Below are 22222 nucleotides of genomic sequence, written 5' to 3' on the forward strand. Positions count from 1 at the left end.
GTATCATTGATGATAATTCAAGGAGACCTGCACATCCACTCATACGTGAGTGATGGGGAGGCATCACCAGAAGAGATCGTTAAATATTCTATCAAGAAAGGTCTTAACGTCATCTCGATAACCGATCACAATACTTTCTTAGGGTCCCTGTCAGCGATACCTAAGACAAGAAGCCTCAAGAAGTTGATTGTCATACCGGGAGCTGAGATCAGGACTTACTGGGGTGACGTGCTAGTCTTGTGTCAAACACCTGTTAAAGTCTCTGAAGATCCTCTAAAGTTGTGGGAAGAAGCTGTAAAAAACCATTGCCTACTAATACCTGCTCACCCATTCGATATTCTGAGGCTAGGCATAGGGATTAGGTCTAAGTATGCTTCTCTGTGGGATGCTTACGAAGTATTTAATTCTTCATCAGACCCGTTAACAAACTTTGTTTCTTTCCTTTACTTAAGGAATTTAGGTAAGCCGCTCCTCTCTAACTCAGACGCACACACTGTTGAGGGGATTGGGTCATCAAGAAATATTTTTGAGGTGGACGAACTCAGTATAGAAGACATTCTTGAAGCAATTCGCAAGAATTTCGTGAAGCCAGTACCCAGTTATTCTATCTCTTCAACAATATCTAAATTAAGATGGGGAATAAGGATTAAGCCTTTCTCGAAGAGTCTGAGAGAACGTTACGAGCTCTATCTGAGGTCAGGAGGATTACCCCCTCATCTCTGAGCTTCAACAATTCTCTCACAGTCTTTTCTTGATTCAGCCAATTTCCGCGTGCCCTACCACTCCCAACCAACTTCATTAACTCGTGCCTGATTTGCAGAGGGATTACTGAGGGATTTCTTAACGCGTAGGGAGTCCCAGGTAGGGGTATAAAGTAATGTATTCGGACCTTCCCACCCATACTGACCACTCTCCTCATATGCTCAATAGTTATCTGCTGGTCTTCTAAAGTCTCGTCAGGTAACCCGATAATGTAGTCTATTTCTGCAGTTAACCCAACACTACTGAGTGCCTCCAAAGCGTTCAACACGTCTTCTGAAGTATGTCCTCTCCTAATCTTTTTTAGCAGCTCGTCAGAACCTGACTGCGCGCCTATATTAACCCTCTTGTTATCAACGTGAGTCTTCAGAAACCTAGATAATTCTCGATTTATTTTCTCAGGCCTCATTTCTGAGGGGAAGGTGCCGAAGTATATCTTGCCCCCTATACTCCTTAACTTACTTAACTCTGTCAGGAGGTCAAGGAAGTCTTGACTAGTTCTTGGATCCTCATATGAGAGCGCGTCAGGAGTTATGAACCTTAAGTCTCTAATTCCTTTACTCAGTAAATACTTACACCAGAATACTATGTTCTCTATGCTTCTATGCCTGGCTCTAGCTGTGTGTATGTAGCTGACTTGACAAAAACTACATGAGTGGCGGCACCCTCTAGTTATTTCTATAGGGTTGAATAAACCAAGTCTTGGCGAGAACGGCGGGTACGTGTCTAGCTCCTTAGTAAATCCCCTCCCTCTAAACACGAACTTGCCTGAGTCAACGTAGAATATTCCTGTAGTGCTTGAGGGGTCTCTATAGTTGAACCCTAACTCAACTAATTGAGGGAGTGAGTCTTCCGCATCACCTAAGAAAGCATACTTGAAACCTAGTGAGATGACTGTGCCGAAAGGGTCGCCGGTTGCGTGAGGGCCTCCAGCGATGCTTACAATACCTAGCTCACGTAGCTTCTTATTAATCTCGGCGAGCTTTTTATGTCTCGACGGAAGGTCCGTAGTTAGCAGTGTCTGCATGTACATGATCTTTGAATACTTAACTCTTAACTCGTTGATGGTGTTCAGCACATCATCTATCGATGCTAGATAGAAGTCAACATCTTTATGTAGTCCGTGCTTTTCTGCTGCCCCTAGCAACGTGTGTACACTATACTTGATAGTCTTCCAATACCCGACAACTATAGCGTTCTTCTTCATCTCAAGAGCCCATCACATTACATCGTTATAATGGGTACAGCTTCCTCCAGTATCATTTTTAGTTATTTAGGTCTTTTAAGTATTAGAGTAAGGTTGAGTTAATTGCGCGTTGACGAGCTGAAGCTACCTAACGAAGTAGTAGAAGCTTTAAGAAGAAGAGGAATAACCATACTTACGCCGCCTCAAGCAGAAGCTATTAAGAAAGGCTTGTTTGAAGGGCGCTCTCTAGTTGTTGTAGCTCCCACAGCAAGTGGTAAGACGCTTGTCGGCGAGTTAGCACTCATTAATACGTGGCTTAGCGGAGGTAAAGGGATCTACGTATCGCCTCTGAAGGCTTTGGCCGAAGAAAAATACGAAGAGTTTAAGTTTTGGAGTAGCCTTGGTGTGAGGGTAGGCATAACTACAGGTGATTACGATAACCCGGGTGAGGAACTTAAGAGGTATGACTGGATCGTAGCTACTTACGAGAGAATGGACTCAGTGTTTAGGCTTAAGCCTTCCTGGCTCAATGAAGTGAAGACCATAGTAATAGACGAGCTTCATATGGTAGGCGACGAAGATAGAGGACCTATTGTTGAGTTGTTGGCTGTTAGGTCACTCCTTAATAACTTACAGATAGTGGGGCTTTCGGCAACTGTTGGTGAGCCGCAAATACTTAGTGAGTGGCTAGACTCAGAACTAGTCGTTAGTGATTGGCGCCCGGTAAAACTAATTGAAGGCTTCTACCTGTCTAGAAGAAACCTCATAGTTTTTTCTGATGGACGTTTAGAGGAAGTCCAGAAGAAGCAGACTCTCCCACAACACTGTTATACGAGAGCTATAAACGAAAATTACCAACTACTTATTTTTGTGCAGGCAAGGAAGAAAGCCGAGGAACTCTCTTCTAAGCTAGCGTCTCTAAACCTAGAGGAAGTACCTGAAACTAAAGACTTAGTGAGAGAGCTAGAGTCTTCTGAAGCCCCGAAATCAGAAATCGAGTCGTTATCTAAGGTGGTTCTGCGAGGAATTGCATACCATCACGCAGGACTCTCTCTAGCGTCAAGGAAAATAATAGAGAAAGGGTTTAGGAACAGGATCCTCAGAGCAGTCGTAGCTACTCCCACCCTAGCAGCAGGTATAAACCTGCCTGCTAGGAGAGTAGTAGTCTATACTAGGAGATTTGAGGGCTTCCTCAAACCAATCACGGTGGCTGAATTCAAGCAGATGGCCGGGAGGGCGGGCAGACCTCAATATGACCCTTATGGGGAGGCAATAGTAGCTGACGTATCCTCGGAAGAAGAGGGGTGGGGCTACGTTTTAGGCAAGCCAGAACCTGTCAAGTCTGCTTTACTGCAGGATAGAGCAGTAAGAATCAGCACTTTAGCTCTAATAGCTTCGGGAGATGCTAGAACACCCGAAGATCTCATAAGTATTTTCGAGAAAACTCTGGCGGGCTTCATGATGGGCAGGAGAGCCAGCATCAATGCTGTTAATTACGGGCTGAAGATATTGAGTGAGGAAGGCATGATCGAAGAGAGTGGCTCCCTGCTGAGAGCTACTAAGCTAGGAGCTACTGTTTCAAGAATGTATATAGACCCGCTCTCAGCAGTCATCATACTCAACAACCTTAAGAAGATCATAACAGCTAAGCCTCTCTATTACCTGACGCTGATAGCCCTAACCCCGGATTTCGGCAGAGTCAGGATAACGAATTACCGAGTATATTCTGCAGAAGCGCGCTCACTACTTGCTATGAGTTTAATCCCAGAACCCCCTGAAGACTTAGAAGAAGTAGGGTATTATGACTGGTTGCGAGCCTACAAGATAGGTAAAATACTTAATGAGTGGATAGAAGAAGTTCCTGAAGACGAGATTTTAAGTAAGCACGGTATCGGGTCAGGGGATTTAAGGATATTAATAGAGACTGGCGAGTGGCTAACTTATGCTGCGTCAAAAATATGTGACGTAATTGGCTTGAAGGAACATGCTAAGAGACTTGACACGCTAAGTGTTAGAGTTAGTTACGGTATTAAAGAAGAATTACTTGATTTAGTTCGTGTTAGGGGGATTGGGAGAGTAAGAGCTCGAATTCTTTACGACCACGGAATTAAGACTGTTGAAGAGCTTGCTTCCGCTGACCCGGCTGAGCTAGCTAATCTTAGGAGCTTCGGACCTAAAGTAGCTCGTGAAGTAATTGAGGATGCTAAGAAGCTTGTCAGCTCATGAAGGCAGCGCAGAAAACAACTTCACTAAATCTACTTCAGCTACGGTGATAGGAACGAGTATGTTTAAGCTAATCAATATCTCAGGACTTACCTCGCCGACAATCCCTACTGACTCACCCTTAACAAAAACCTCAGCGGTCCTACCACTTATTAATGCCTTTCTTGAAGTTCTTCTCAACTCGTAGTTAATCCCGAGTGTCTTCATCAACGACTTAAGCACTACCAGCCCATCAGTTAGTGTGTAGCCGTCACCAGCTAACCCATAAGCGAGTTTTTTCGTATACGTTGGTTGCCCACCTTCACTAAGCCTGACTACATCACCTACCTCGAATATCTCTAGCTTTCTTCTTTTAGAGCTGTTCGTTTTCACTGACGTGAGTATAGCGGGTATTAGAGAGTTCCTTACAGCTGAGTATGTCTTCATCTTAGGATTCTTCACTCTCACAAAGTCTTCATCGCTAACTAAGCTGAGTATGTCAGGGTCTGTCAACATGAAATTCAGTACTTCCTGAAGACCTAAACCCAACATAACCTCTCTTAAATACTCTGCGAACCTCTCTAACGAGTTTACTCCGCCGAAGTGTGGTGGAGGGGTAATCACACTACTAAACTCGTTATACCCATAAGATATTGCTAAGTCTTCTATGACGTCAACGTATGAGAGCACGTCTATCCTGTAGGGAGGAACCCTAACTACTATACTCTCACTACTTAAGTTCTGGATCTCATAACCCATAGACTCTAGTAGGTGTGGTCCCTTGACTTGGATAGGGTCAATACCTAGTAATGAGGTAACGTAGTCTCTCTTAACTTCCACCAAGCTTTCTTCTAATACCGGGCTGTAAGGAAAGAGTGAAGCACCCTTAATACTCACTTTCTTAATGACTGGATTTCTAGACCTCTCACTAACAGAAGTTGTCACGATGTTCAAAACCTTCATCATTAAGTGTGGTTCCGTTCCTGTCACGTCTATAACTACTCTACGCGTTTCTTCAGTGACTTTATTGTCTTCTGCGTTAAGTATTGGCGGAAAGGAAAGTACCTGACCCTCAGAATCTACTAGGAGGGGGTAGCGTCGATGACGTACTAGGTGAGCATATTTAAGTCCTTTTTCAGTCTTACGCAGTATCTCGTCTAAGCTCATTATGCTGTCATAGCCTAAGGGTCTGTAGCTAGCGTTCTCTACTTCAACGTATCTTATAGGTGGCTTCACCTTATCTAAGTCGTAGAGACCTACTGACACGAGCTCTCTGTCACCACAGTATGTGGCGTGGAGCTTCTCCTGCAACTGAAATATCTGCCTGACCGCCTCTTCATCTAGCTCTAAATTCTCTACTATAGCTAAGTACGCGTACGGTCTGTACTCAGGAGCTTTACTAACGTCTAAGTAGGTCGTCGAGTCCTCGATTACGTACTTGACTGGCTTCCTAGAGCCTTTGTAGACTCCTACAGCTCTGCCGAGACCCTCGGCAGAAAACATGTCTGGTCTGTCGTGACTAGCCTCATAAACTATAGTATCGCCCCTCACTTCTTCTAAATCGCCCTTCAGCATCTCTAGGATCTTTCCGAGCTCTTCTAGAGATAGTGGGGTTTCAGCGATCCTTTCAACATCCCATAACTTTACTTCAACTTTAGGCATGCCTTAAAATCACCTCAGGTATCTTCGTTGATTCTATGACGTCTAAGTCACACGAGTAAAGGTTTCTTATGTCGTCAAACCCTAAAACTATCATAGCGAGCCTGTCTATCCCTATCCCCCAAGCAGCTACCTTGTAGTCTGGGGGTAAAGCCACACTAGCTAGTACTTCAGGTCTGAACATGCCTCCCGGAAATACCTCAATCCACCCTAACTTAGGATGTTTCACGAAGCCCTCAACACTCGGCTCTGTAAACGGGAAGTAAGCAGGCCTAAACCTGACTTCCTCCATACCCAAGCGTCTAGCAAGTTCTTTAAAGAACCCCAGCAACTCACTGAAAGTTACTTTCTTGCCTACTATAATGCCTTCAAGCTGGTGGAACTCCATCAAGTGTGTGGGGTCTGGAGTGTCAGGCCTGAACACTCTATCAAACGAAAAGACCCTATACTCGCCGGCACCGCGTTCGTGTATAGTCCTCAGAGATACTGGGGTCGTATGTGTTCTGAGGACCGTCATTCGAGCTATGTCTTCTCTCCAATTATACTTCCAGACTCCCACGTGTACTTTCTTAGTTCTCTGAAGCACGTCGATATCCTTAACCTCAACACGCGCGTTCTCCACGTAGTATACATCTGTTTCTTTCCTTGAGGGATGGTATTGAGGGACGAATAACGCGTCAAAATTCCATAAACAACTCTCTACGTAAGGACCCCTAACTTCCTCGAAACCCATCTCAACCAGTATTTCCTTAATATACTTCATGAAGAGAGTATAGGGGTGTCTTAACCTGGGCGTGCGTGCCGGAACCTCAACCCCAACATCGAATTCTTTAAATATAGCCTTTCTCCACGCCCCAGTAGCGAGGTCTTCAGAAGTTAAGTTAGTTATTAAAATTCCCTCAACTACTCTCCCTTCACTCACTAGGTTGAGTAGGTCCTGCGTCGGGTAGATTTTAATAATCTTTACATCATCTACTTCAACGAGCCTCCTGCGTTTCAGGCTTGCTACCCACTCAGGCACCTCATCATATAGTACGGGCCTCACATGATTTTTCAGCAACTCCTTAACACTGCTTACCTCACTTAAGAAACTACCTAACTCTCCTTCAGCTAGGATTACTGAACCGCTCTCCAGCTTGATTAACCCGTACTTCCTTAAGCGACCTAACGACGCTCTTATCTCGTCTCCATCTAAACCTATTGAAGCTAACTCTTCTAAAGACACCCTCTTATTACTAGACATCAAATACTTCAACACCTTCTCTTCAGGTAACCCCGACTCAAGATACTTAAGTCCTAACTCACTTAATCTAACTGAGTACTTCACAGTTTTTTCCAGCTTTATTAACTGCTTGCTCTCTAATTCTATTAAGTCTCTCATTAAATCTGACTCCTTAACTCCTAGAGAACTACTCATTTCGTTGATATCGACTCCTACACTTACTTCACTTAAATACTTAACGATCTTGAACTGCCTCGGAGGCAACACCAAACTCTTAAGCACTCTCTACACCGCTACATGAGTATTTAAGGAGAATAATAAAAAATTATTAAGTTAGGCGCCCCCATATGTTTAGGGGTGGATGTAGTGTCTTTCATTGAAGCATATCCTAAGAAAAGCGGAGGACTACTTATTTGGTTTCCCGTAGCTATAGCTGAGTTTCGTGAGTGTGGTTCCCGCATTGACAGGCTAGTTCTTGAATGTTACTTGAGTGAAGTTCTTGAGAATCCTTTAATCAGGTTCCTCACTATAAGGAAGCTGAACAAGAACACGAGAGTCTTGACGTACCCGAGTGTTGAGGCGGTGAAACTCACTCACGCCAGATGTAGTGAGTACGAATTATTTAAAGACGTTGAAGCAACTGAAGAAGTCTTGAGTGACGTGGAGAAAGCCAGGAAATACTTTAGTGACTTGATGTCAAGCGAGGTTACGGAACAAAAGACAAAAAGAAGATGGTGGACTCTAGAATTTTTCAGGCCTCCCAAGATTGACGTGCACGAGATGCTCCTGAAAAGCAATATTGCGATAGTCAGGGAGATCCTCAAGAATTTATGTCTAGATAAGCGGGTGAAGCCTTCTTACTGGACGCCTGGGTACCTCTTAATGAGAGTAGACCAGAAGTCTGCTCAAGTCTCAGTAATAGAAAAAGACAAGGAAGAGATTTCTAAGATATATTCAAGACTTTTCACGAGTAAAAAAATGACAGAGGTCCTGAAGAATCTCTAGAACTCAAGTCACGTCTTCTTGAGCTCGTAGAGTAGGTGACGTACTTCAGGCATTATGAGCTCTCTTAAAGCTAACTCGACGGCATCTGGCGACCCAGGCAACGCGAATACTAGAACATTTCCTGAAACGCAGGCGAAACTTCTTGAAGCTATAGCGGCAGACCCGTGCTTTAGGAAAGTTAAGTACCTAAAGAGTTCTCCAAATCCAGGCACGTCTTTGCTACAGTAACTCTTAAGAGCTTCTACCGTCACGTCTCTAGGGCTTAATCCAGTCCCCCCAGTGACTATGACGACATTACACGTGTTTATCACATGATTAAATGCTTTCTTGATTTCATCTTCACTATTAGAGACCAAAACCCGATTCTTTAACGTCACACCATACTCGCCACACACTCTATCCACGAGCGGCGTGATCTCGTCTTCCTTAAGACCTTTCAGGATTGAGTCGCTAGTTATGATTAGTCCGAGGTTAACTTCTATATTCGTTGCTTCCTTGCGGTGTTCCTTGACGGGCACTGTGTTAACCCCTGATCTTACCGCTCTTCACTAAATCTAGGTATTTCTCAACGATGTCGTACCCGTACTTCAGCTCAAACTTCTTTCTACCTTCCTGAGTCATCTTTAGGGGGGTCCACCTAGGGTCGAGGACTACGTCAACACGAACATCTCCAATACCCTCAATAACTGACAACTTCTTGTATATATCGAAAAGTATGTAGGTGCTGGCAGGACATCCCGGAGCGGTGAACGTCATCTTTATTGAGACGTCACCACCCTCACTGACTGAGACGTCGTAGATAAGCCCTAGATTCCACACATCAATGCCTAACTCAGGGTCTTCCACAGTCTTTAACGCCTCTATGACCTTACTTTTAAGATCTTCTGTCACCCTCTCAAACCTCCCTGATATTATCGTTTTGTCTTTATTAAGGGCTTGAGAACTCTTACTTCCACTCTTTAACAAGCTCTGTTATGCTCTTAATGCTTATCCCGAAGCTCACTGCTGCCGCCAAGAATAGAGGGTACTCACCCAACACGATAAACACTCTAGTCAGGACGCTGAGTAACGCTGCAATACCTCTGCTAATCCCAACTAAGCTTAACACACCCGTCTGTGTTAGCTCGTAGACACCTATATTTCCTGGCGTGACTATTGGGAGGAGCCATATTATCATGTAGATAGAATCAAATCCTATCACGAGTTGCCAGAAACTTGGCTTGAGACCTACTAGGAGAGCAAGCGCGTAGCCGTGAGCAGCATTAGCTACCCTCTCCAGCATCGAAAGTATGGTAGCCCCCAAAACAAAATTGTAACGCTTAACTAAACTAGAGAAGTCGCTGAGGTACTCCTCATGAATCTTTATATTAGGGTTCTTACCTATCCTTCTATAAAACTTATTTACTAAGGACTCGAGAGACTTGCTCCTAGGCACCAAAAATAAAGACAAGTTAATTAAGATTAGGGCAGTAGCTGGTAGTATCAAGACTAGTGCACGTGAGATAGGCACGTGTAAACCCACTATAGACAATGATAAGAAAGCTAACATAGTCAAGGTAGTCACGAGTCTGTGTGAAGTTATGCCTAGTAACGTCTTGCTGACACTCACAGACGAGTTCTTAGTTAGCAGAGCGAATTTAACTACTTCAGTAACACCTCCCACAGGAACAACCAATTCCGCGAACACCGACACGTAAGTCACCTTAATGACGTCAGACAGCTTAACTCTCTCTACCGCCCTCAATAATACAAAGAAAGTTAACGCGTGGAGAGTGACTGAGGAAATCCTAGTAAGTAACGCTAAAGAAACATAACCGAAGCTCTCACTCCTCGTGAGGAGCGTCACGACTTCACCGATGTCGTTAGTATACATGAAAGCAAACAGCAAGACGTAAGACGCGGCAGCGAGCAATAAAGTTATCATTAACGCTTTATTCACCCTCATCTCTTAACAGCCCTTACTATGTAATGTCTTTAAGAAGCAGAAAATATAAGTCTAAAGCTTTTTTCATTTAGACAATTGATTAATGTAGACTTAAACAATAAAAGAAGGTCTTAACATCTTCTTTCAGGGGTGTTGGTGTTTGCCGGCTTTGAGAGAGTGGAGGAGGTATATACCTTCTTCAATAGATGAAGAAACTAAGTTGCCTAAGCCTGGTCGAGACGAGGACGAGATAACTATGTCTTACGAGACTTTAAGTAAGTTGAGCTCGTCAAGGGATAGCACGTATGTCTTTGTTAGTGATTCAAGCGATAACATAGACTTCAGTATAGTTCTTGACTTACTAAACGTAGAGAACCCCTCAGTAATTACTTTCAAGTCTGTTAGTGAGGGTCTTTACTATAGCTTGAAGAACGCTCCATCAGTCCTCACGGTAGTGAGTAGTAAGCCGCCGGCCGGCGCAGTAAGCATACTCATCAACAACAGAGGCAGAATACAGATAACTAAGTATGAGTTAAGGAAAGAGTTTCTAGGTTTTCTTAAAACAGAGATAGTTGATGAGAAAGCTCTGAATGAGCTCGTGACGGAAGCCTCGGTAACTACGGCGGCTAAGATACTTTCCAAACTAACTAAGTATAGAGGAGTTAAAAACGGTCACGTAAGCTTAGTGAATGGGTTTATCCGCAATCCGAGACTTCTTGAAAGAGTGCTATCTTCTCTCAAGTTAAAGAAGGCAGATTCTTCAATAGCTGAGGAGCTCAGGAAGCAAGGTTATGACGTGAACTTAGGTACGGCAGTAGCTTTAATAAAAATTGCTGAGAAGTGTTCTGCTAACGAGAAAGTTGTTTACGTAGGAGGCACCATCTCTGAGGGCGTTATAATACTTCATATGAAGTGTGTTGGTGATTTAAGTTGAGGAAGGTCTACGTAGCCGGGGTAGGGATGGTTAGAGTAGGCAAACACGTAGATAAGTCTTTAAGAGACTTAGCCGGTGAGGCAGCTCTTAAGGCTATTGAGGAGGCCGGTAATGAAAAGCCTGAAGCAATCGTGGTAGGTAATATGCTGAGTTCTTTAGTTGAGCAAGAGAATCTTGCGTCACTCATAGGCGATCACATAGGCCTTAGAGGAGCGTGCGGGTTTAAGGTTGAGGGCGCGTGCGGGTCTGGCGGCGTAGCCTTGATGACAGGATATTCTTTAGTAGCTTCAGGCCTCTTCAGCAGAGTGCTTGTCGTGGGTGTAGAGAAGCTCTATGAGAGACCCTCAAATGACGTGATTAGAGGGTTAGCTTACGCGGCTGACGCAGACTACGAGTTACTCTATGGCATTACTTTCTCTGGGTTGAACGCTCTACTAATGCGATACTATATGAATAAATACGAGATTAAGTATGAGGAGATGGCTTATTGGTCTATTCTCATGCATAAAAACGGTTCTAAGAACCCGTACGCTCAGTTAAGAAATGAGATAACCCTAGACGACGTTTTGAAGTCTCCTATCATAGCAGACCCGATAAGACTCTACGATTCCTGCCCACTAAGTGACGGGGCGTCAGCCGCGTTTCTAGTTAGTGAGGAAGTCAAGAGCGTTACAGACACGCCTATCAGCATAGCTGGTGTGAGTAACTCTATAGATAGTGTAGACTTATCATCTAGGCTAGAACTCGACAGCCTACTAGCTTCTAGAGTTTCTGCAGAGAACGCTTTAAGAATGGCTAAGATAAGCTTAAGAGAAGTGGAGGTCGCCGAGATACATGACGCGTACACGATTACAGCAGCCTTAAGCATAGAGTCGATAGGATTTGCTGAGAGGGGTAAGGCGCCTAAAGCCTGGAGCGAGGGGCGATTCAGTCCTGGCGATAAGCCTTCCATAAACCTCTCAGGAGGTCTGAAGTCGAGGGGGCATCCAGTAGGTGCTACCGGAATTTACCAGCTGGCTGAGGTAGTAATGCAACTAAGAGGAGATTTTCCTGGGGTCTCAGTACCTGCTGAAGTAGGCTTAACTCAGAACATAGGGGGTACTGGATCTAACGTAACCACGATAATTTTGAGGAGGTGACGAGCTATGACTACTCTCCAGAGAGTATGGAGGCTGAAGAACACTATACTCAACTTAATTGCGAGTAGGTGTCCTGTATGCGGCTACATAACATATCCTCCTAAGATTAGGTGTCCTGTATGCGGCTCTAGAGAACTAAGAGAGGAGAAGTTGCCGCGCGAGGGTGAGGTACTGAGCTATACAGTCATTCAAGTGCCTGCGAAGGGCTTCGAAGAGTTTACACCACTAGTAATAGCGTTGATTAAGCTGGGTGACGCTAAAGTGTTGTCAGAAGTTGTGGATGTTAAGCCTGAAGAAATGAGTATCGGTATGCGAGTTGTCGCTACTGTGAGGAGGTCTGCAGAGACTATCGATGGTGGAGTTCCTTACGTGATTAAGTTTAAGCCACTTAGGTTATAAACTCGCGGTGTAGGTTTATGTTGGGTGGTTCAAATTGGGTTCACCCGAGTATGTGGATTTCTCAGACTTCCAGAAGCTAGATTTGAGGGTTGGCTTAGTCGAGAGTGCTGAGAAGATTCCGGGCTCTAAGAAGCTAATCAGGTTGATAGTTAACTTAGGTGAGAAAGGGAAAAGACAGCTAATAGCGGGCCTCGCTGAGTGGTATAAACCTGAAGACCTGGTAGGGAAGTACATCATAGTAGTTTCTAACTTAAAACCAAAAAAGATGATGGGGTTTGAGTCTCAGGGCATGTTACTGGCAGCAGGGTGTGGCGAGAAGGAAGTACCTGTAATCTTGACTGTTGAGAAGCCCGTGAATCCAGGCACTAAAATATGTTAGTTAGTAATTGAACAAATCCAGCACATCAAAATAGCCAGACCTAACGTTTTTAGTCTGAAGCGCTAGTCTTGCCTAGCTTTTCTGAGACAGCTGCTTGAGCTGCTGCCAGCCTAGCCACAACTATTCTGAAGGGTGATGCGCTGACGTAGTCTAAGCCGGCTTTATGTAGGAACATTATAGATTCTGGGTCGCCACCGTGCTCGCCACATATGCCTACTTCAAGGTTTGGATTAGCTTTCTTACCTTCTCTAGTCCCTAGCTCTACTAGAGACCCAACCCCGACCACATCTATTGTCTGGAACGGGTTCTCAGGCAGTATTTCGTACTCTAGGTATTGTGGCATGAACTTATTCTCGACATCGTCTCTGCTGAAGCTGAACGTAGCTTGCGTTAAGTCGTTAGTGCCGAAGCTGAAGAAGTCTACTTCCTTAGCTATCTCGCCAGCAGTCAAACAAGCTCTGACTGTTTCAATCATAGTGCCTATCTTGACGTCGCTTAAGTCGACACCGTACTCCTTCTCTACGTCTTTTATTGCTGGTATTATAGCTCTCTGCTTAACGAACCTAACCTCGTTAACGTGCGCTACCTGAGGTATCATTATCTCTAGGACTGGCTTATACCCTTCTTTCTTTAACTCTGCAGCAGCCTCAAGCATGGCTCTCGACAAGTAGTAGTAGATTTCAGGGAACGTTACGCCCACCCTAACACCTCTGTGACCCATCATCGGGTTATGCTCTTTGAGAGTAGATACTCTCTTGTATAATGCCTCAAGCTTCTTTGCTCTATCTTCAAGCTCTTTAATTACGTTCGGGGTTAAGTCCTTAGCTACTTGAGAGTTATTTAACTCCAGGTATGCTGTCTTAACCTCGTAAAGTTCTTTCAGTACTTCTTCCGGTGCTGGCAGGAACTCATGTAATGGCGGGTCAATTAACCTTATCACTACTGGGAGTCCGTCCATTATCTTAAGCATTTCTTTAAAGTCTGGCTTAATCAGCTCGACTAATTTCTTCAGGTGTTCTTCTCTAGCTTCCCTAGTCTCAGAGAGGATCACGTTTCTGAGAGCTTCAAGTCTCTCTGGCTTTCTAAACATTCTCTCGATTCTCAGTAATCCTATGCCTTCAGCCCCGAACTTCCTAGCTATGAACGCGTCTTCAGGCACGTCAGCGTTAGCTCTAACGCCTAGCTTTCTGATGGTGTCAGCCCACTTAAGCAACTTATCAAGCTCAGGTATTATTTCAGGTTCTACAGTCGGTATCTTGCCTACATACACGTTGCCTGTGTTTCCATCTATCGTTATCCAGTCTCCTTCCTTAACTATCTTACCGTTGACCTCAAACACCTTTCTCTCGTAGTCTATCTTAATTGCTTCAGCACCAACTACTGCTGGCTTGCCAATACCTCTAGCGACCACCGCAGCATGTGAGGTCATGCCTCCCTTAGAAGTCAGTATTCCTACGGCTGCGTAAAAGCCGTGTACGTCGTCAGGCTTTGTCTCAACCCTAACTAAAATGACCTTCTTGCCTTCCCTGGCTTTAAGGACTGCTGTGTCAGGGTCGAACACTACCTCACCGCTTACAGCTCCTGGTGAGGCAGGTAATCCCTTAGCTATAGGATCTGCTTTAGTCTTAGGGTCTACTCTCGGGTAGAGTAGCTTCAGTACTATGTCTGGAGAGACCTTCATTATCGCTTCTTCCTTGGTTATTACGCCTTCCTCAGCTAGCTCAACAGCAGTCTTAACTCTAGCTACGGGAGTCATCTTAGCTACTCTATTCTGGAGGAAGTATAACTTACCTCTCTCTATAGTGAACTCTATGTCCATCACATCCTTATTCAGCTTCTCAAGTAGTTTGCCAGCTCTTATTAGCTCATCATATATCTCCGGCATCCTTTCTCTGAGCTCTTCTAAGCTTAGCGGGGTCCTAATACCCGCTACTACGTCTTCTCCTTGAGCGTTAGGCAGGAACTCGCCGTAAGGTCTGTTCTCGCCCGTAGCAACGTCTCTAGTGAAGTAAACACCAGTGCCTGAGTCCCAGCCCATGTTGCCGAAGACCATAGTCACGACGTTGACGGCGGTGCAGTCAGCTATGTCTGGGGTTATGTTATTAGCCATCCTGTAGAATATAGCTCTCGGGTTCATCCAAGACCTGAAAACAGCTTTTATCGCGAGTTCTAGTTGCTTCCACGGGTCTTGAGGAAACTCACCCCAGTTACTCTTAATGACTTCCTTATACTCCTCAACAACTTTCTTCAAGTACTCTACTGAGAGCTTCCATAGTCTGGGAGCCACGTCTGCAGGTGGCTGAGCGTCAAGTCTTAAAGTATATTTGGGATACTTAGCCTTAACAGCTTCTAACTCACTCGCGTAGAGCTTCTCAGCCTGCTCTTTAAATTCTTCCTCATACTTGTCGAAGACTTCATTAAATAGCTCCTCATTAATCTCGAGAACTATCCTGCCAAACATCGCTAAGAATCTCCTATACGCGTCATAAGCAAACCACTCATTCTCTGTTAGTTTCGCAAGTCCCTTAACTACCTCATCGTTTATTCCTAAGTTAAGGACTGTGTCCATCATGCCGGGCATGGAGACAGCAGCACCAGACCTGACAGACACTAGCAGGGGGTTCTCAGGAGAGCCGAAAACTTTACCTGTCTTTTCCTCCAGCTTCTTCATGTATTCTCTTACTTGCGCCATTAAGCCGTTAGGTAACTCCATACCTCTTATTATGTCCCATATTCTCTTGATTAACTGGTCTCTTACTTGCGGCGGCGGGTTTTTCTCAAGCTCTTTAACTATTGCCTCAATCTCTTCACGCCTACACACGTAGAACTCTCTACAAGCTTGAGTAGTTATTATGAAGCCTGGAGGTACTGGAAGACCTAACTGAATCATCTGCGCTAGTGAGGCTCCCTTACCTCCTAATAGCTTCTTGTCTTTCCAGTCAGCTTCTTCAAAACCATAAACGTACTTGTTACTCATATCATATCACTCTTGTGTAATTACTTACTCAAGCTTTTAAATTAAAACTAGTTTATGCTGAGATGATTTATTAGTACTACTGGAAACACTACTCCTTCTTACTAACGACTAGCTTGAGACTTATAGAGACTTCACCAGCTAGCCACATGCTGATAGTGTTTATTATTTCTCTCCACTTCCTCAAGACATCAAGGATTTTCGTGTGCGGCGTTATCAGGTAGTATATAAGCATCACGAGAGTCACGTAGAATAGGGGGACTACCTGCACAGAGTAGAAGCTGTACTGTGTTTTGCCGCCCAGCAACCATAATGCTACGTAAGTTAGGTAGGTGAGCCAGGTAAACGAGTAGCTAACACCTCTGTCTGGTAAGTCTTTTATTACTGGGATAACCAGTATTGAGAGAGCCGCTGTAAGCAAGTATAAGATTGGGTTGCCGGAAGCTATTAAGTCTGCCACGAATTCTCCCTTACTCGGGTCCCACACGTAATGGAGTGGGAAGGGATTCCTGCCTATCAGCCAGTCCCAAGGCATTGCCTGAGGAGGCCCGTTAGTAGTCTTAACGCTTAAGTGCCACCTGAAGGCCCCCTCAACAGAGGAAGACCACCACTGGAGGAAGCCGTCTCTCAAGATGTATGGAGTGCCTAAAATTATTAACATCACTATAGGCACGTAAATAATTAGTAAGAAGACTTTAGCAGGCTTGTCTCTCCTTACCCAGTAGAGGGTTGCCGGTAGTGCTGGGAAAGCCCCGCTAAACTTGCTTACGAAACCCAACCCTATAGAGACTGACGCAAGACTCAGCTTACCTCTCAGAGTGAAGTATAAGGTTAAGATAGTGAATAGCGAAACGAAGATGTCTAGCATAGCGACCATACTCAAAGACCTGAAAGTCTTGTCGAAAGCTGTTATTAGCGCGGCTGTGAAGCCTAAAAGTAGCCAAGTACTGTCTTTTATTACTTCCCTAAATATGAGGAATATAACTACTAAAACTAAAGCGCCCGCAATCACTGACGGTATTCTCCATAGCGAGGGGGAGTCACCGACTGAAATCATAGTAAGAGCTATGAAGTACTTGACTAGCGGGGGGTGCTCGAAGTTCATGTAGTCGAGAATGCCTTCAGCGTTCGGGTAGCAGTAACCTACCGCGACTCTCCTGACGCTAGGGTGTGAACTCAGGTTACTGAGTAGTTCCGGGCTAATCTCCGCACATAACGCTGAGAGAAACTTGCCGTCTGATTTAAACTTGTAGTATGACTCGTCTTTCACTAAGCTCCCGTTAAGGTCTGATACTATGTACTTCTTAACGTCAGCGACAGTCTTCAAGTACTCGCTCTCTATCGATGACTTAACAAGCTCTACAGTCACGACAACCTTGCCAGCAGACGTTGAGGGAGGTCTTAATCCCAGATACTTCGTGAGAGTATTTCTCGCAGCACTCGCATACCAGCACTCATCAGATATGTAATCGGATATCCCGGCAGCGTAGCTGTATGTCAGGTAAGCGTAAGTCAGTGGTAACGCGACGATCAACGCTAACGCTAATATCTTGACTTGCCGTTCTCTTAACCTTAAAGACATCACTCTAACCACTAATAAAGTTGTGTGAGATGCCCAAATAAAGCCTGAGAACTTAGAGACTCAGTTTCGCAGGGCTTCGCCACTGAGGTCCGTGTCGGAGGTTGTCATCACCGATTTTATCCTAAGTTATAAGCTCTTATATAGTTAGTGTGTTAGGCTGGCGATTATGTTTAGAGTCGCGGATTTAGGGTTGAGTGAGGTCGGGGTAAGAGAGATTGAGTGGGCTGAGAAACACATGCCTGTCTTGATGAGGATTAGAAGCGAGTTCTTGAGAGAAAAGCCCTTAAGTGGTGTTAGGGTAGCTGCTGTCCTTCACGTAACTAAGGAGACTGCAGTCTTAATTAAGACTTTAGTTGGTGGTGGTGCTGAGGTTTGGCTGGCTGGGAGTAATCCCCTCTCCACGCAAGATTCTGTCGCCGCAGCTCTAGCTACTGAAGGCGTTCACGTGTTTGCGTGGAGAGGTCAGACACCTAGCGAGTACTACGAATGTATATCTAGGGTAGCTTCTTCAGAACCTGAAATAGTTATTGACGACGGCGCGGACCTGCACGCGTACCTACATAGCGAACGCAGAGACATAGGTTCTAGAGTTTGGGGAGGTACTGAAGAGACTACTACAGGCGTTAATAGGTTAAGGTCGCTCGAGAAGAGCGGGAGGCTCTTATATCCCGTGATAGCAGTCAACGACTCACTAACTAAATTCATGTTTGATAATAGGTACGGTACGGGACAGTCAACGATTGACGGGATACTCAGAGCTACGAACATCCTCCTAGCAGGTAAGGTCTTCGTTGTTGCTGGGTACGGGTGGGTTGGTAGGGGAATAGCTATGAGAGCGCGTGGCATGGGAGCTAGAGTAGTAGTGACTGAAGTAGATCCTGTGAGAGCTTTAGAGGCTGTTATGGACGGCTTCGAAGTCATGCCGATGAGTAAAGCCAGCATGATAGGAGATGTCTTCGTCACAGCTACAGGAAATAAGAGAGTGATTAGAGAAGAGCACTTTAAGATTATGAAAGACGGAGCTATACTAGCTAACGCAGGACACTTTAACGTTGAGGTAAGTGTTGAAGACCTAGAGAAGATCTCAGTTAGTAAGAGGGTCGTGAGGCCTAACCTAGAAGAGTACTTACTCCCTGACGGAAGGAGACTCTACTTAATAGGTGAGGGCAGGTTAGTCAACCTAGTAGCGGCAGAGGGGCACCCGAGTGAAGTAATGGACATGAGCTTCGCCAACCAAGCACTAGCAGTTAAGTACATAATTAGTAGTAGAGAAAAGTTAGAGAAGCGGGTTTACGTATTACCAAGAAGTATTGACGAGAGAATAGCTGAGATCAAACTAGCTTCAATGAACATAGAAATAGATAAGCTGACAGAAGAGCAAATAACGTACTTGACTTCCTGGGAGTACGGAACATAATTAATAAACTTTAATACTACGATAGACATGGGGAGCAGTCCTGAACAACCTCAATCACACTAATAAGAAGTTCGCATACTCACTAACAGCGCTTTTAGTTTGCTACCTCATTTTAGTGAACGTAGCTATTGCCGAGAACAACAGCCTAACGAGATATAGCTTAATAACATTCGGTTCTAAAACCTGTCCCTTCTGCAAAGCCTTACACGACTTCTTTGACAGTAATTACAAAGATAAATACTACTTCTTCTGGATTGAGGATAACAAAGGGGCGAATCTCTTATCTAAGTTAATTATGATAGAGATTAGGTACGGACTAAGTGAAAAATCCGCTAATGCGGTACCGCATACGATGGTTCTTGTCAACGGATCTCCGGTAGCTGTAGTGATAGGAGGAGTAGCAGATACTGAGTTCTGGGATAGACTTATATCAAGTAACGTAACTGACGTGGTCGTAGTATATCTTGAAGAAACTAGATCAGGTATTGAAATACCTGTCAGCTCACTCACTAGTTTTCTCTCAGAGTTAGAGAGTGCTCTTACTCAGCCTGACCAACCACAACAAAGCATTAACCTGGCAGGATTGACCCTCATTATAATCGGTGTGGCTCTCCTCGTATTCTATCTTGTTAAGCGTAGAGCTTCGTAAGATTGTATAGATACAAGAAAATAATTATTATCCTACTTTAGTCTTGTCTTTAATTCAGGTATCGTGTAGCCTACGAATACTATGATTGACGTCATGATCAGTATTATAGCGGATATCGGTAGACCGTAATATGATGTCAGGAATGTTTTTCTAGGTCCTAGTGTTAGTGCGGAGATGAAAGCCGTGAGTGTTCCTACCAATAAAGACAGCAACGCCGCCTTTTTTGGCGCACCACACTTACTCTTGTGTGGTGCTAGCCAGGCAGCTATGGTTACGGGAGCTAGAGGTAGTAGCAAGACGGATGTGAGGACCGAGAGGTCTACTACGAAGCCTAGTCTCGTGTAAGCTAGGTAAGCTGAGGCGATAGTTAGTAGTGCTACTATGGTGTTAGATAACTTAAGTACGTTCACGCTACTCACGCCTCTCCTCTCTATCAAATCTCTAACAAACGAGGAAGCTACTGTGAGTATTATCGAGTTAGCAGTACTTACGGCGGCAGCTAATATTGATATGTATATGAAGGAAGCCAACACTGGATGAAGTCTTGAGACTAGTGTTGGAGTCACTAAATCCGACCTACTAACAACTTCGAAAAGACCTAATTCTGTCAGACCTCTAGTTAAGAGTCCTACACAGACGACCGCGATAGTATATAAGAAACCAAAAACCGAGAATAGCAGTACTGACTTCTTAAAAGAATGCATGTCTTTATGCACATATAACCTCACAACTACTTGCGGATTAGTAGCGGCGAAGAATATCCACGGTATCGTGTAAGCTAGAAACGTTTGTGGAGTCCAGAACTCTGTTATTCCTAAGAGTCCTCTCTCACTTAAGACTTCCAAAACTTGATTCAACGTAACTCCTGATGAAGGTATTACCTGACTCAACAGCAAAGACACTAAGAGTATAGCGGCGCTCAACATCCACAAGCCCTGGTAAGCGTCGGTAGTTGCGACACTCCACATACCCGCCAGCACTACCCAAGCAAGCGTCAAAAAGCTCATCACGAGAATACCTGCCTCATACCCAACACCAAGACTCTCAAACATTGCTGCTACACCCACTATTTGCGCCGCGACGTAAGGTATCATCGCGACCAGGTATATCGTTACGGTGGCGTACCCCACCAACTTAGATTCATAGAGGTCTGAGAGCATCTCAGACGGACTGACCCACTTCCTCTCTCTAGCCATAGCCCATACAGCAGGTCCTAAAACCGCTAATAGAATTACTGTCACTAACAAGTACGCCAACTCGAAGCCTAAAGCACCAACTCCGCTAGAATACGTTAGCCCTACGAGCCCTACCATCATGAAAGCACTGTAAGTTGTTGCGGCGTAAGTCATAGACGCTAAGAACCACCCGAGCTTATAACCAGATACAAAGTAGTCTTTACTAGACTTTACACCGTAGCGCCTAGAAAAGTAAGCTATCAATGAACCTAAAGAAACGTAAGCTATTAGCAGTAGAGCAAATATCTGTAGTAAGTCATTCATATGAGGTCCCTCATGAGCAACAAGTTAGTTACTATTAGCCAGGCCAGGGTAGTGATAGACCAGAACACGGCTAGTTCTAGACTACCGACCTTACTAAGTCTTAAGTAAGGTACTAAGTAGAAAAGCATCACAACAGCAACACTTAATATGACGTAAGGGGTCTTCAGTCTGCGAGACTTCATTAGTTTTCCCCGAACAATTGTTCGATAACAGAATATAAGCTTTTACTAGTACTGTTTATTAGAGAAAATGCCTCCCAGACCTAGAGTTCGGGAAAAAGTGTTAGAAGCTCTCAGGGCGAGGGCTGGCGAGCTAGTACCGCAGAGCTACTTACATAAGTCTTTAAGAACTTCTCGGAGCAGAGTATCAGAAGTTCTTAGCGAGCTCGAGCGCGAGGGCTTAGTGACTAGAGTTAGGGTTGGTAGTCAGTATCTAGTTAAGCTACTTGATTTCAGCGGTGAACCTGTCGGTAGGCTAAAGACTCTTCACGTAGGTATTGTGTGGTCTAGTGAGTACCCTTTCTTATCTCTTTTTGCTAAGAAAGTTAAGGAGAAGCTCAACGCGGTTATAAAGATATCTGTTTTCGCGAGTTCTGTACAGGCTACTAAGGCTTTAGTGCTCGGAGATCTTGAGTTGGCTTTGACACCCGCAATAACTCAATTATACTTCTACGCAGTTTTCAAGGACTTTAAAATGATTGGTGGGGGTGCTTACGGGGGTTCTAAAGTGTTAGTGAAAGACTCTGTCAACGCTCACACAACGTACTCTAGTGAGTTATCTACTATGGACCTAGTGAGATCACTAACTACGAGAGAGGGGATAATACCTACAGACACGTTAACTAAGTATTTCAGAAGTCCTGAAGAAATCCTTAAGGCGGCTTATACTGGCGCGGCTAAATATGTCGTTGTATGGCACCCGATATACAGGAGGCTGGAAGAAATAGGGTATAGAGAGGTTCTGAGGAGTGAGGAACTTGGTGTGACGTATTGCTGCACGCTGGCGGCCTCTAATACTGTACCTAAAGAGATGAGGCGCGCATTAAGCAGAATTTATAGAGAATCGCTAGAAGAGTACGTGAAAGCCCCCGAGAAGTGGGTTGAGTGGTACGCTCTGCAAGTAGGTATACCAAGAGACGTCGTAGCAGATAGTTTGAGAGAATATAGAGTGAATCCATCCTTAAGTAGGGTAGAACTCTATAGGTACGCTAGCAGAATACCTATAGAGATACCGAGCATTAATACTATATTAGGTGATTTACTAGAAGTAGAAGAATGAGGTAGTATGGGTGTT

Annotated in this window: 20 protein-coding genes; 10 read left to right on the forward strand and 10 right to left on the reverse strand. The window is 44.6% G+C overall.

Annotation, left to right across the window (positions count from 1 at the left end; genetic code table 11):
- The first annotated feature begins 9 nt into the window (after positions 1–9).
- Positions 10–723 (forward strand): PHP domain-containing protein, encoded by a 714-nt coding sequence (locus tag QXL29_07035; GenBank protein MEM2284346.1) that lies wholly within the window; start codon positions 10–12, stop codon positions 721–723.
- Here the strand turns inward: QXL29_07035 and QXL29_07040 are convergent.
- Positions 647–1966 carry a TIGR04013 family B12-binding domain/radical SAM domain-containing protein gene (locus tag QXL29_07040; GenBank protein MEM2284347.1) on the reverse strand — a complete coding sequence of 440 codons (1320 nt, stop codon included), beginning with the start codon at positions 1964–1966 and terminating at the stop codon, positions 647–649. The genes QXL29_07035 and QXL29_07040 overlap by 77 nt on opposite strands.
- A 102-nt stretch (positions 1967–2068) precedes the next feature.
- Here QXL29_07040 and QXL29_07045 point away from each other — a divergent pair, with 102 nt between their 5' ends.
- Positions 2069–4171, forward strand: coding sequence for a DEAD/DEAH box helicase (locus tag QXL29_07045; GenBank protein MEM2284348.1), 2103 nt, complete (start codon positions 2069–2071; stop codon positions 4169–4171).
- On the opposite strand, the gene pheT is transcribed toward QXL29_07045, so the two are convergent.
- A complete protein-coding gene (gene pheT / locus QXL29_07050; GenBank protein ID MEM2284349.1) occupies positions 4166–5809 on the reverse strand; it encodes a phenylalanine--tRNA ligase subunit beta in 1644 nt (547 codons plus the stop codon). The genes QXL29_07045 and pheT overlap by 6 nt on opposite strands.
- Positions 5802–7310, reverse strand: coding sequence for a phenylalanine--tRNA ligase subunit alpha (locus QXL29_07055; protein MEM2284350.1), 1509 nt, complete (start codon positions 7308–7310; stop codon positions 5802–5804). The genes pheT and QXL29_07055 overlap by 8 nt, the downstream gene beginning before the upstream one ends.
- Positions 7311–7394: 84 nt before the next feature.
- On the opposite strand from QXL29_07055, the gene QXL29_07060 reads away from it, so the two are divergent.
- Positions 7395–8033 carry a hypothetical protein gene (locus QXL29_07060; GenBank protein MEM2284351.1) on the forward strand — a complete coding sequence of 213 codons (639 nt, stop codon included), beginning with the start codon at positions 7395–7397 and terminating at the stop codon, positions 8031–8033.
- An 8-nt stretch (positions 8034–8041) separates the two neighbouring features.
- Here QXL29_07060 and QXL29_07065 read toward each other — a convergent pair whose 3' ends face one another.
- From QXL29_07065 to QXL29_07075, 3 genes are read right to left on the reverse strand one after another with little or no spacing between them, the layout of a single operon-like run.
- Positions 8042–8551 carry a molybdenum cofactor biosynthesis protein B gene (locus QXL29_07065; protein MEM2284352.1) on the reverse strand — a complete coding sequence of 170 codons (510 nt, stop codon included), beginning with the start codon at positions 8549–8551 and terminating at the stop codon, positions 8042–8044.
- Positions 8552–8555: 4 nt separating this feature from the next.
- Positions 8556–8999 (reverse strand): metal-sulfur cluster assembly factor, encoded by a 444-nt coding sequence (locus QXL29_07070; GenBank protein ID MEM2284353.1) that lies wholly within the window; start codon positions 8997–8999, stop codon positions 8556–8558.
- Entirely contained in the window at positions 8980–9978 is a 999-nt protein-coding gene (locus tag QXL29_07075) for a lysylphosphatidylglycerol synthase transmembrane domain-containing protein (GenBank protein MEM2284354.1), read from the reverse strand. The genes QXL29_07070 and QXL29_07075 overlap by 20 nt, the downstream gene beginning before the upstream one ends.
- A 139-nt stretch (positions 9979–10117) precedes the next feature.
- On the opposite strand from QXL29_07075, the gene QXL29_07080 reads away from it, so the two are divergent.
- Genes QXL29_07080 through metG form a run of 4 tightly spaced genes read left to right on the forward strand, consistent with a single transcriptional unit; the run spans position 10118 to position 12808 of the window.
- Complete coding sequence (locus QXL29_07080; protein ID MEM2284355.1) at positions 10118–10891, forward strand: hypothetical protein; 774 nt, start codon at positions 10118–10120, stop codon at positions 10889–10891.
- On the forward strand, positions 10888–12030 hold the full coding sequence (locus QXL29_07085) for an acetyl-CoA acetyltransferase (protein MEM2284356.1): 1143 nt from the start codon (positions 10888–10890) through the stop codon (positions 12028–12030). The genes QXL29_07080 and QXL29_07085 overlap by 4 nt, the downstream gene beginning before the upstream one ends.
- 6 nt (positions 12031–12036) lie before the next feature.
- Complete coding sequence (locus QXL29_07090; protein ID MEM2284357.1) at positions 12037–12429, forward strand: Zn-ribbon domain-containing OB-fold protein; 393 nt, start codon at positions 12037–12039, stop codon at positions 12427–12429.
- A 34-nt stretch (positions 12430–12463) separates the two neighbouring features.
- The gene (gene metG, locus QXL29_07095) at positions 12464–12808 is read left to right on the forward strand and encodes a methionine--tRNA ligase subunit beta (GenBank protein ID MEM2284358.1); all 345 of its coding nucleotides are present in this window, start codon (positions 12464–12466) and stop codon (positions 12806–12808) included.
- Between the two features lie 49 nt (positions 12809–12857).
- Here the strand turns inward: metG and ppdK are convergent, their stop codons facing one another.
- Both ppdK and QXL29_07105 read right to left on the reverse strand, forming a co-directional pair.
- On the reverse strand, positions 12858–15785 hold the full coding sequence (ppdK, locus tag QXL29_07100; GenBank protein MEM2284359.1) for a pyruvate, phosphate dikinase: 2928 nt from the start codon (positions 15783–15785) through the stop codon (positions 12858–12860).
- Between the two features lie 88 nt (positions 15786–15873).
- Complete coding sequence (locus QXL29_07105) at positions 15874–17364, reverse strand: glycosyltransferase family 39 protein (protein ID MEM2284360.1); 1491 nt, start codon at positions 17362–17364, stop codon at positions 15874–15876.
- Positions 17365–17527: 163 nt separating this feature from the next.
- On the opposite strand from QXL29_07105, the gene ahcY reads away from it, so the two are divergent.
- Together ahcY and QXL29_07115 are read left to right on the forward strand one after the other, a co-directional pair.
- Positions 17528–18781: an adenosylhomocysteinase gene (gene ahcY / locus QXL29_07110; GenBank protein MEM2284361.1), complete on the forward strand. Its 1254-nt coding sequence runs from the start codon at positions 17528–17530 to the stop codon at positions 18779–18781.
- A 352-nt stretch (positions 18782–19133) separates the two neighbouring features.
- Positions 19134–19430 (forward strand): hypothetical protein, encoded by a 297-nt coding sequence (locus QXL29_07115; GenBank protein ID MEM2284362.1) that lies wholly within the window; start codon positions 19134–19136, stop codon positions 19428–19430.
- 32 nt (positions 19431–19462) lie between these two features.
- On the opposite strand, the gene QXL29_07120 is transcribed toward QXL29_07115, so the two are convergent.
- Positions 19463–20929 (reverse strand): sodium:solute symporter family protein, encoded by a 1467-nt coding sequence (locus tag QXL29_07120; protein ID MEM2284363.1) that lies wholly within the window; start codon positions 20927–20929, stop codon positions 19463–19465.
- Positions 20926–21111: a hypothetical protein gene (locus QXL29_07125; GenBank protein ID MEM2284364.1), complete on the reverse strand. Its 186-nt coding sequence runs from the start codon at positions 21109–21111 to the stop codon at positions 20926–20928. Before QXL29_07125 ends, QXL29_07120 begins: the two co-directional genes overlap by 4 nt.
- 67 nt (positions 21112–21178) lie before the next feature.
- Between QXL29_07125 and QXL29_07130 the strand changes: the two genes are divergently transcribed.
- Positions 21179–22207 carry a hypothetical protein gene (locus QXL29_07130; protein ID MEM2284365.1) on the forward strand — a complete coding sequence of 343 codons (1029 nt, stop codon included), beginning with the start codon at positions 21179–21181 and terminating at the stop codon, positions 22205–22207.
- Positions 22208–22222: the final 15 nt, after the last annotated feature.

Origin of the sequence: Zestosphaera sp., assembly GCA_038843015.1 — an archaeon.
Lineage (GTDB): Archaea > Thermoproteota > Thermoprotei_A > Sulfolobales > NBVN01 > Zestomicrobium.

Coding starts and splice junctions, on each gene's coding strand:
- QXL29_07120 (MEM2284363.1), bottom strand. CDS start 20,929: ATGAATGACTTACTACAGATATTTGCTCTACTGCTAATAGCTTACGTT.
- QXL29_07105 (MEM2284360.1), bottom strand. CDS start 17,364: ATGTCTTTAAGGTTAAGAGAACGGCAAGTCAAGATATTAGCGTTAGCG.
- QXL29_07040 (MEM2284347.1), bottom strand. CDS start 1,966: ATGAAGAAGAACGCTATAGTTGTCGGGTATTGGAAGACTATCAAGTAT.
- pheT (MEM2284349.1), bottom strand. CDS start 5,809: ATGCCTAAAGTTGAAGTAAAGTTATGGGATGTTGAAAGGATCGCTGAA.
- QXL29_07125 (MEM2284364.1), bottom strand. CDS start 21,111: ATGAAGTCTCGCAGACTGAAGACCCCTTACGTCATATTAAGTGTTGCT.
- QXL29_07090 (MEM2284357.1), top strand. CDS start 12,037: ATGACTACTCTCCAGAGAGTATGGAGGCTGAAGAACACTATACTCAAC.
- QXL29_07115 (MEM2284362.1), top strand. CDS start 19,134: ATGGTTCTTGTCAACGGATCTCCGGTAGCTGTAGTGATAGGAGGAGTA.
- QXL29_07130 (MEM2284365.1), top strand. CDS start 21,179: ATGCCTCCCAGACCTAGAGTTCGGGAAAAAGTGTTAGAAGCTCTCAGG.
- QXL29_07035 (MEM2284346.1), top strand. CDS start 10: ATGATAATTCAAGGAGACCTGCACATCCACTCATACGTGAGTGATGGG.
- ppdK (MEM2284359.1), bottom strand. CDS start 15,785: ATGAGTAACAAGTACGTTTATGGTTTTGAAGAAGCTGACTGGAAAGAC.
- QXL29_07075 (MEM2284354.1), bottom strand. CDS start 9,978: ATGAGGGTGAATAAAGCGTTAATGATAACTTTATTGCTCGCTGCCGCG.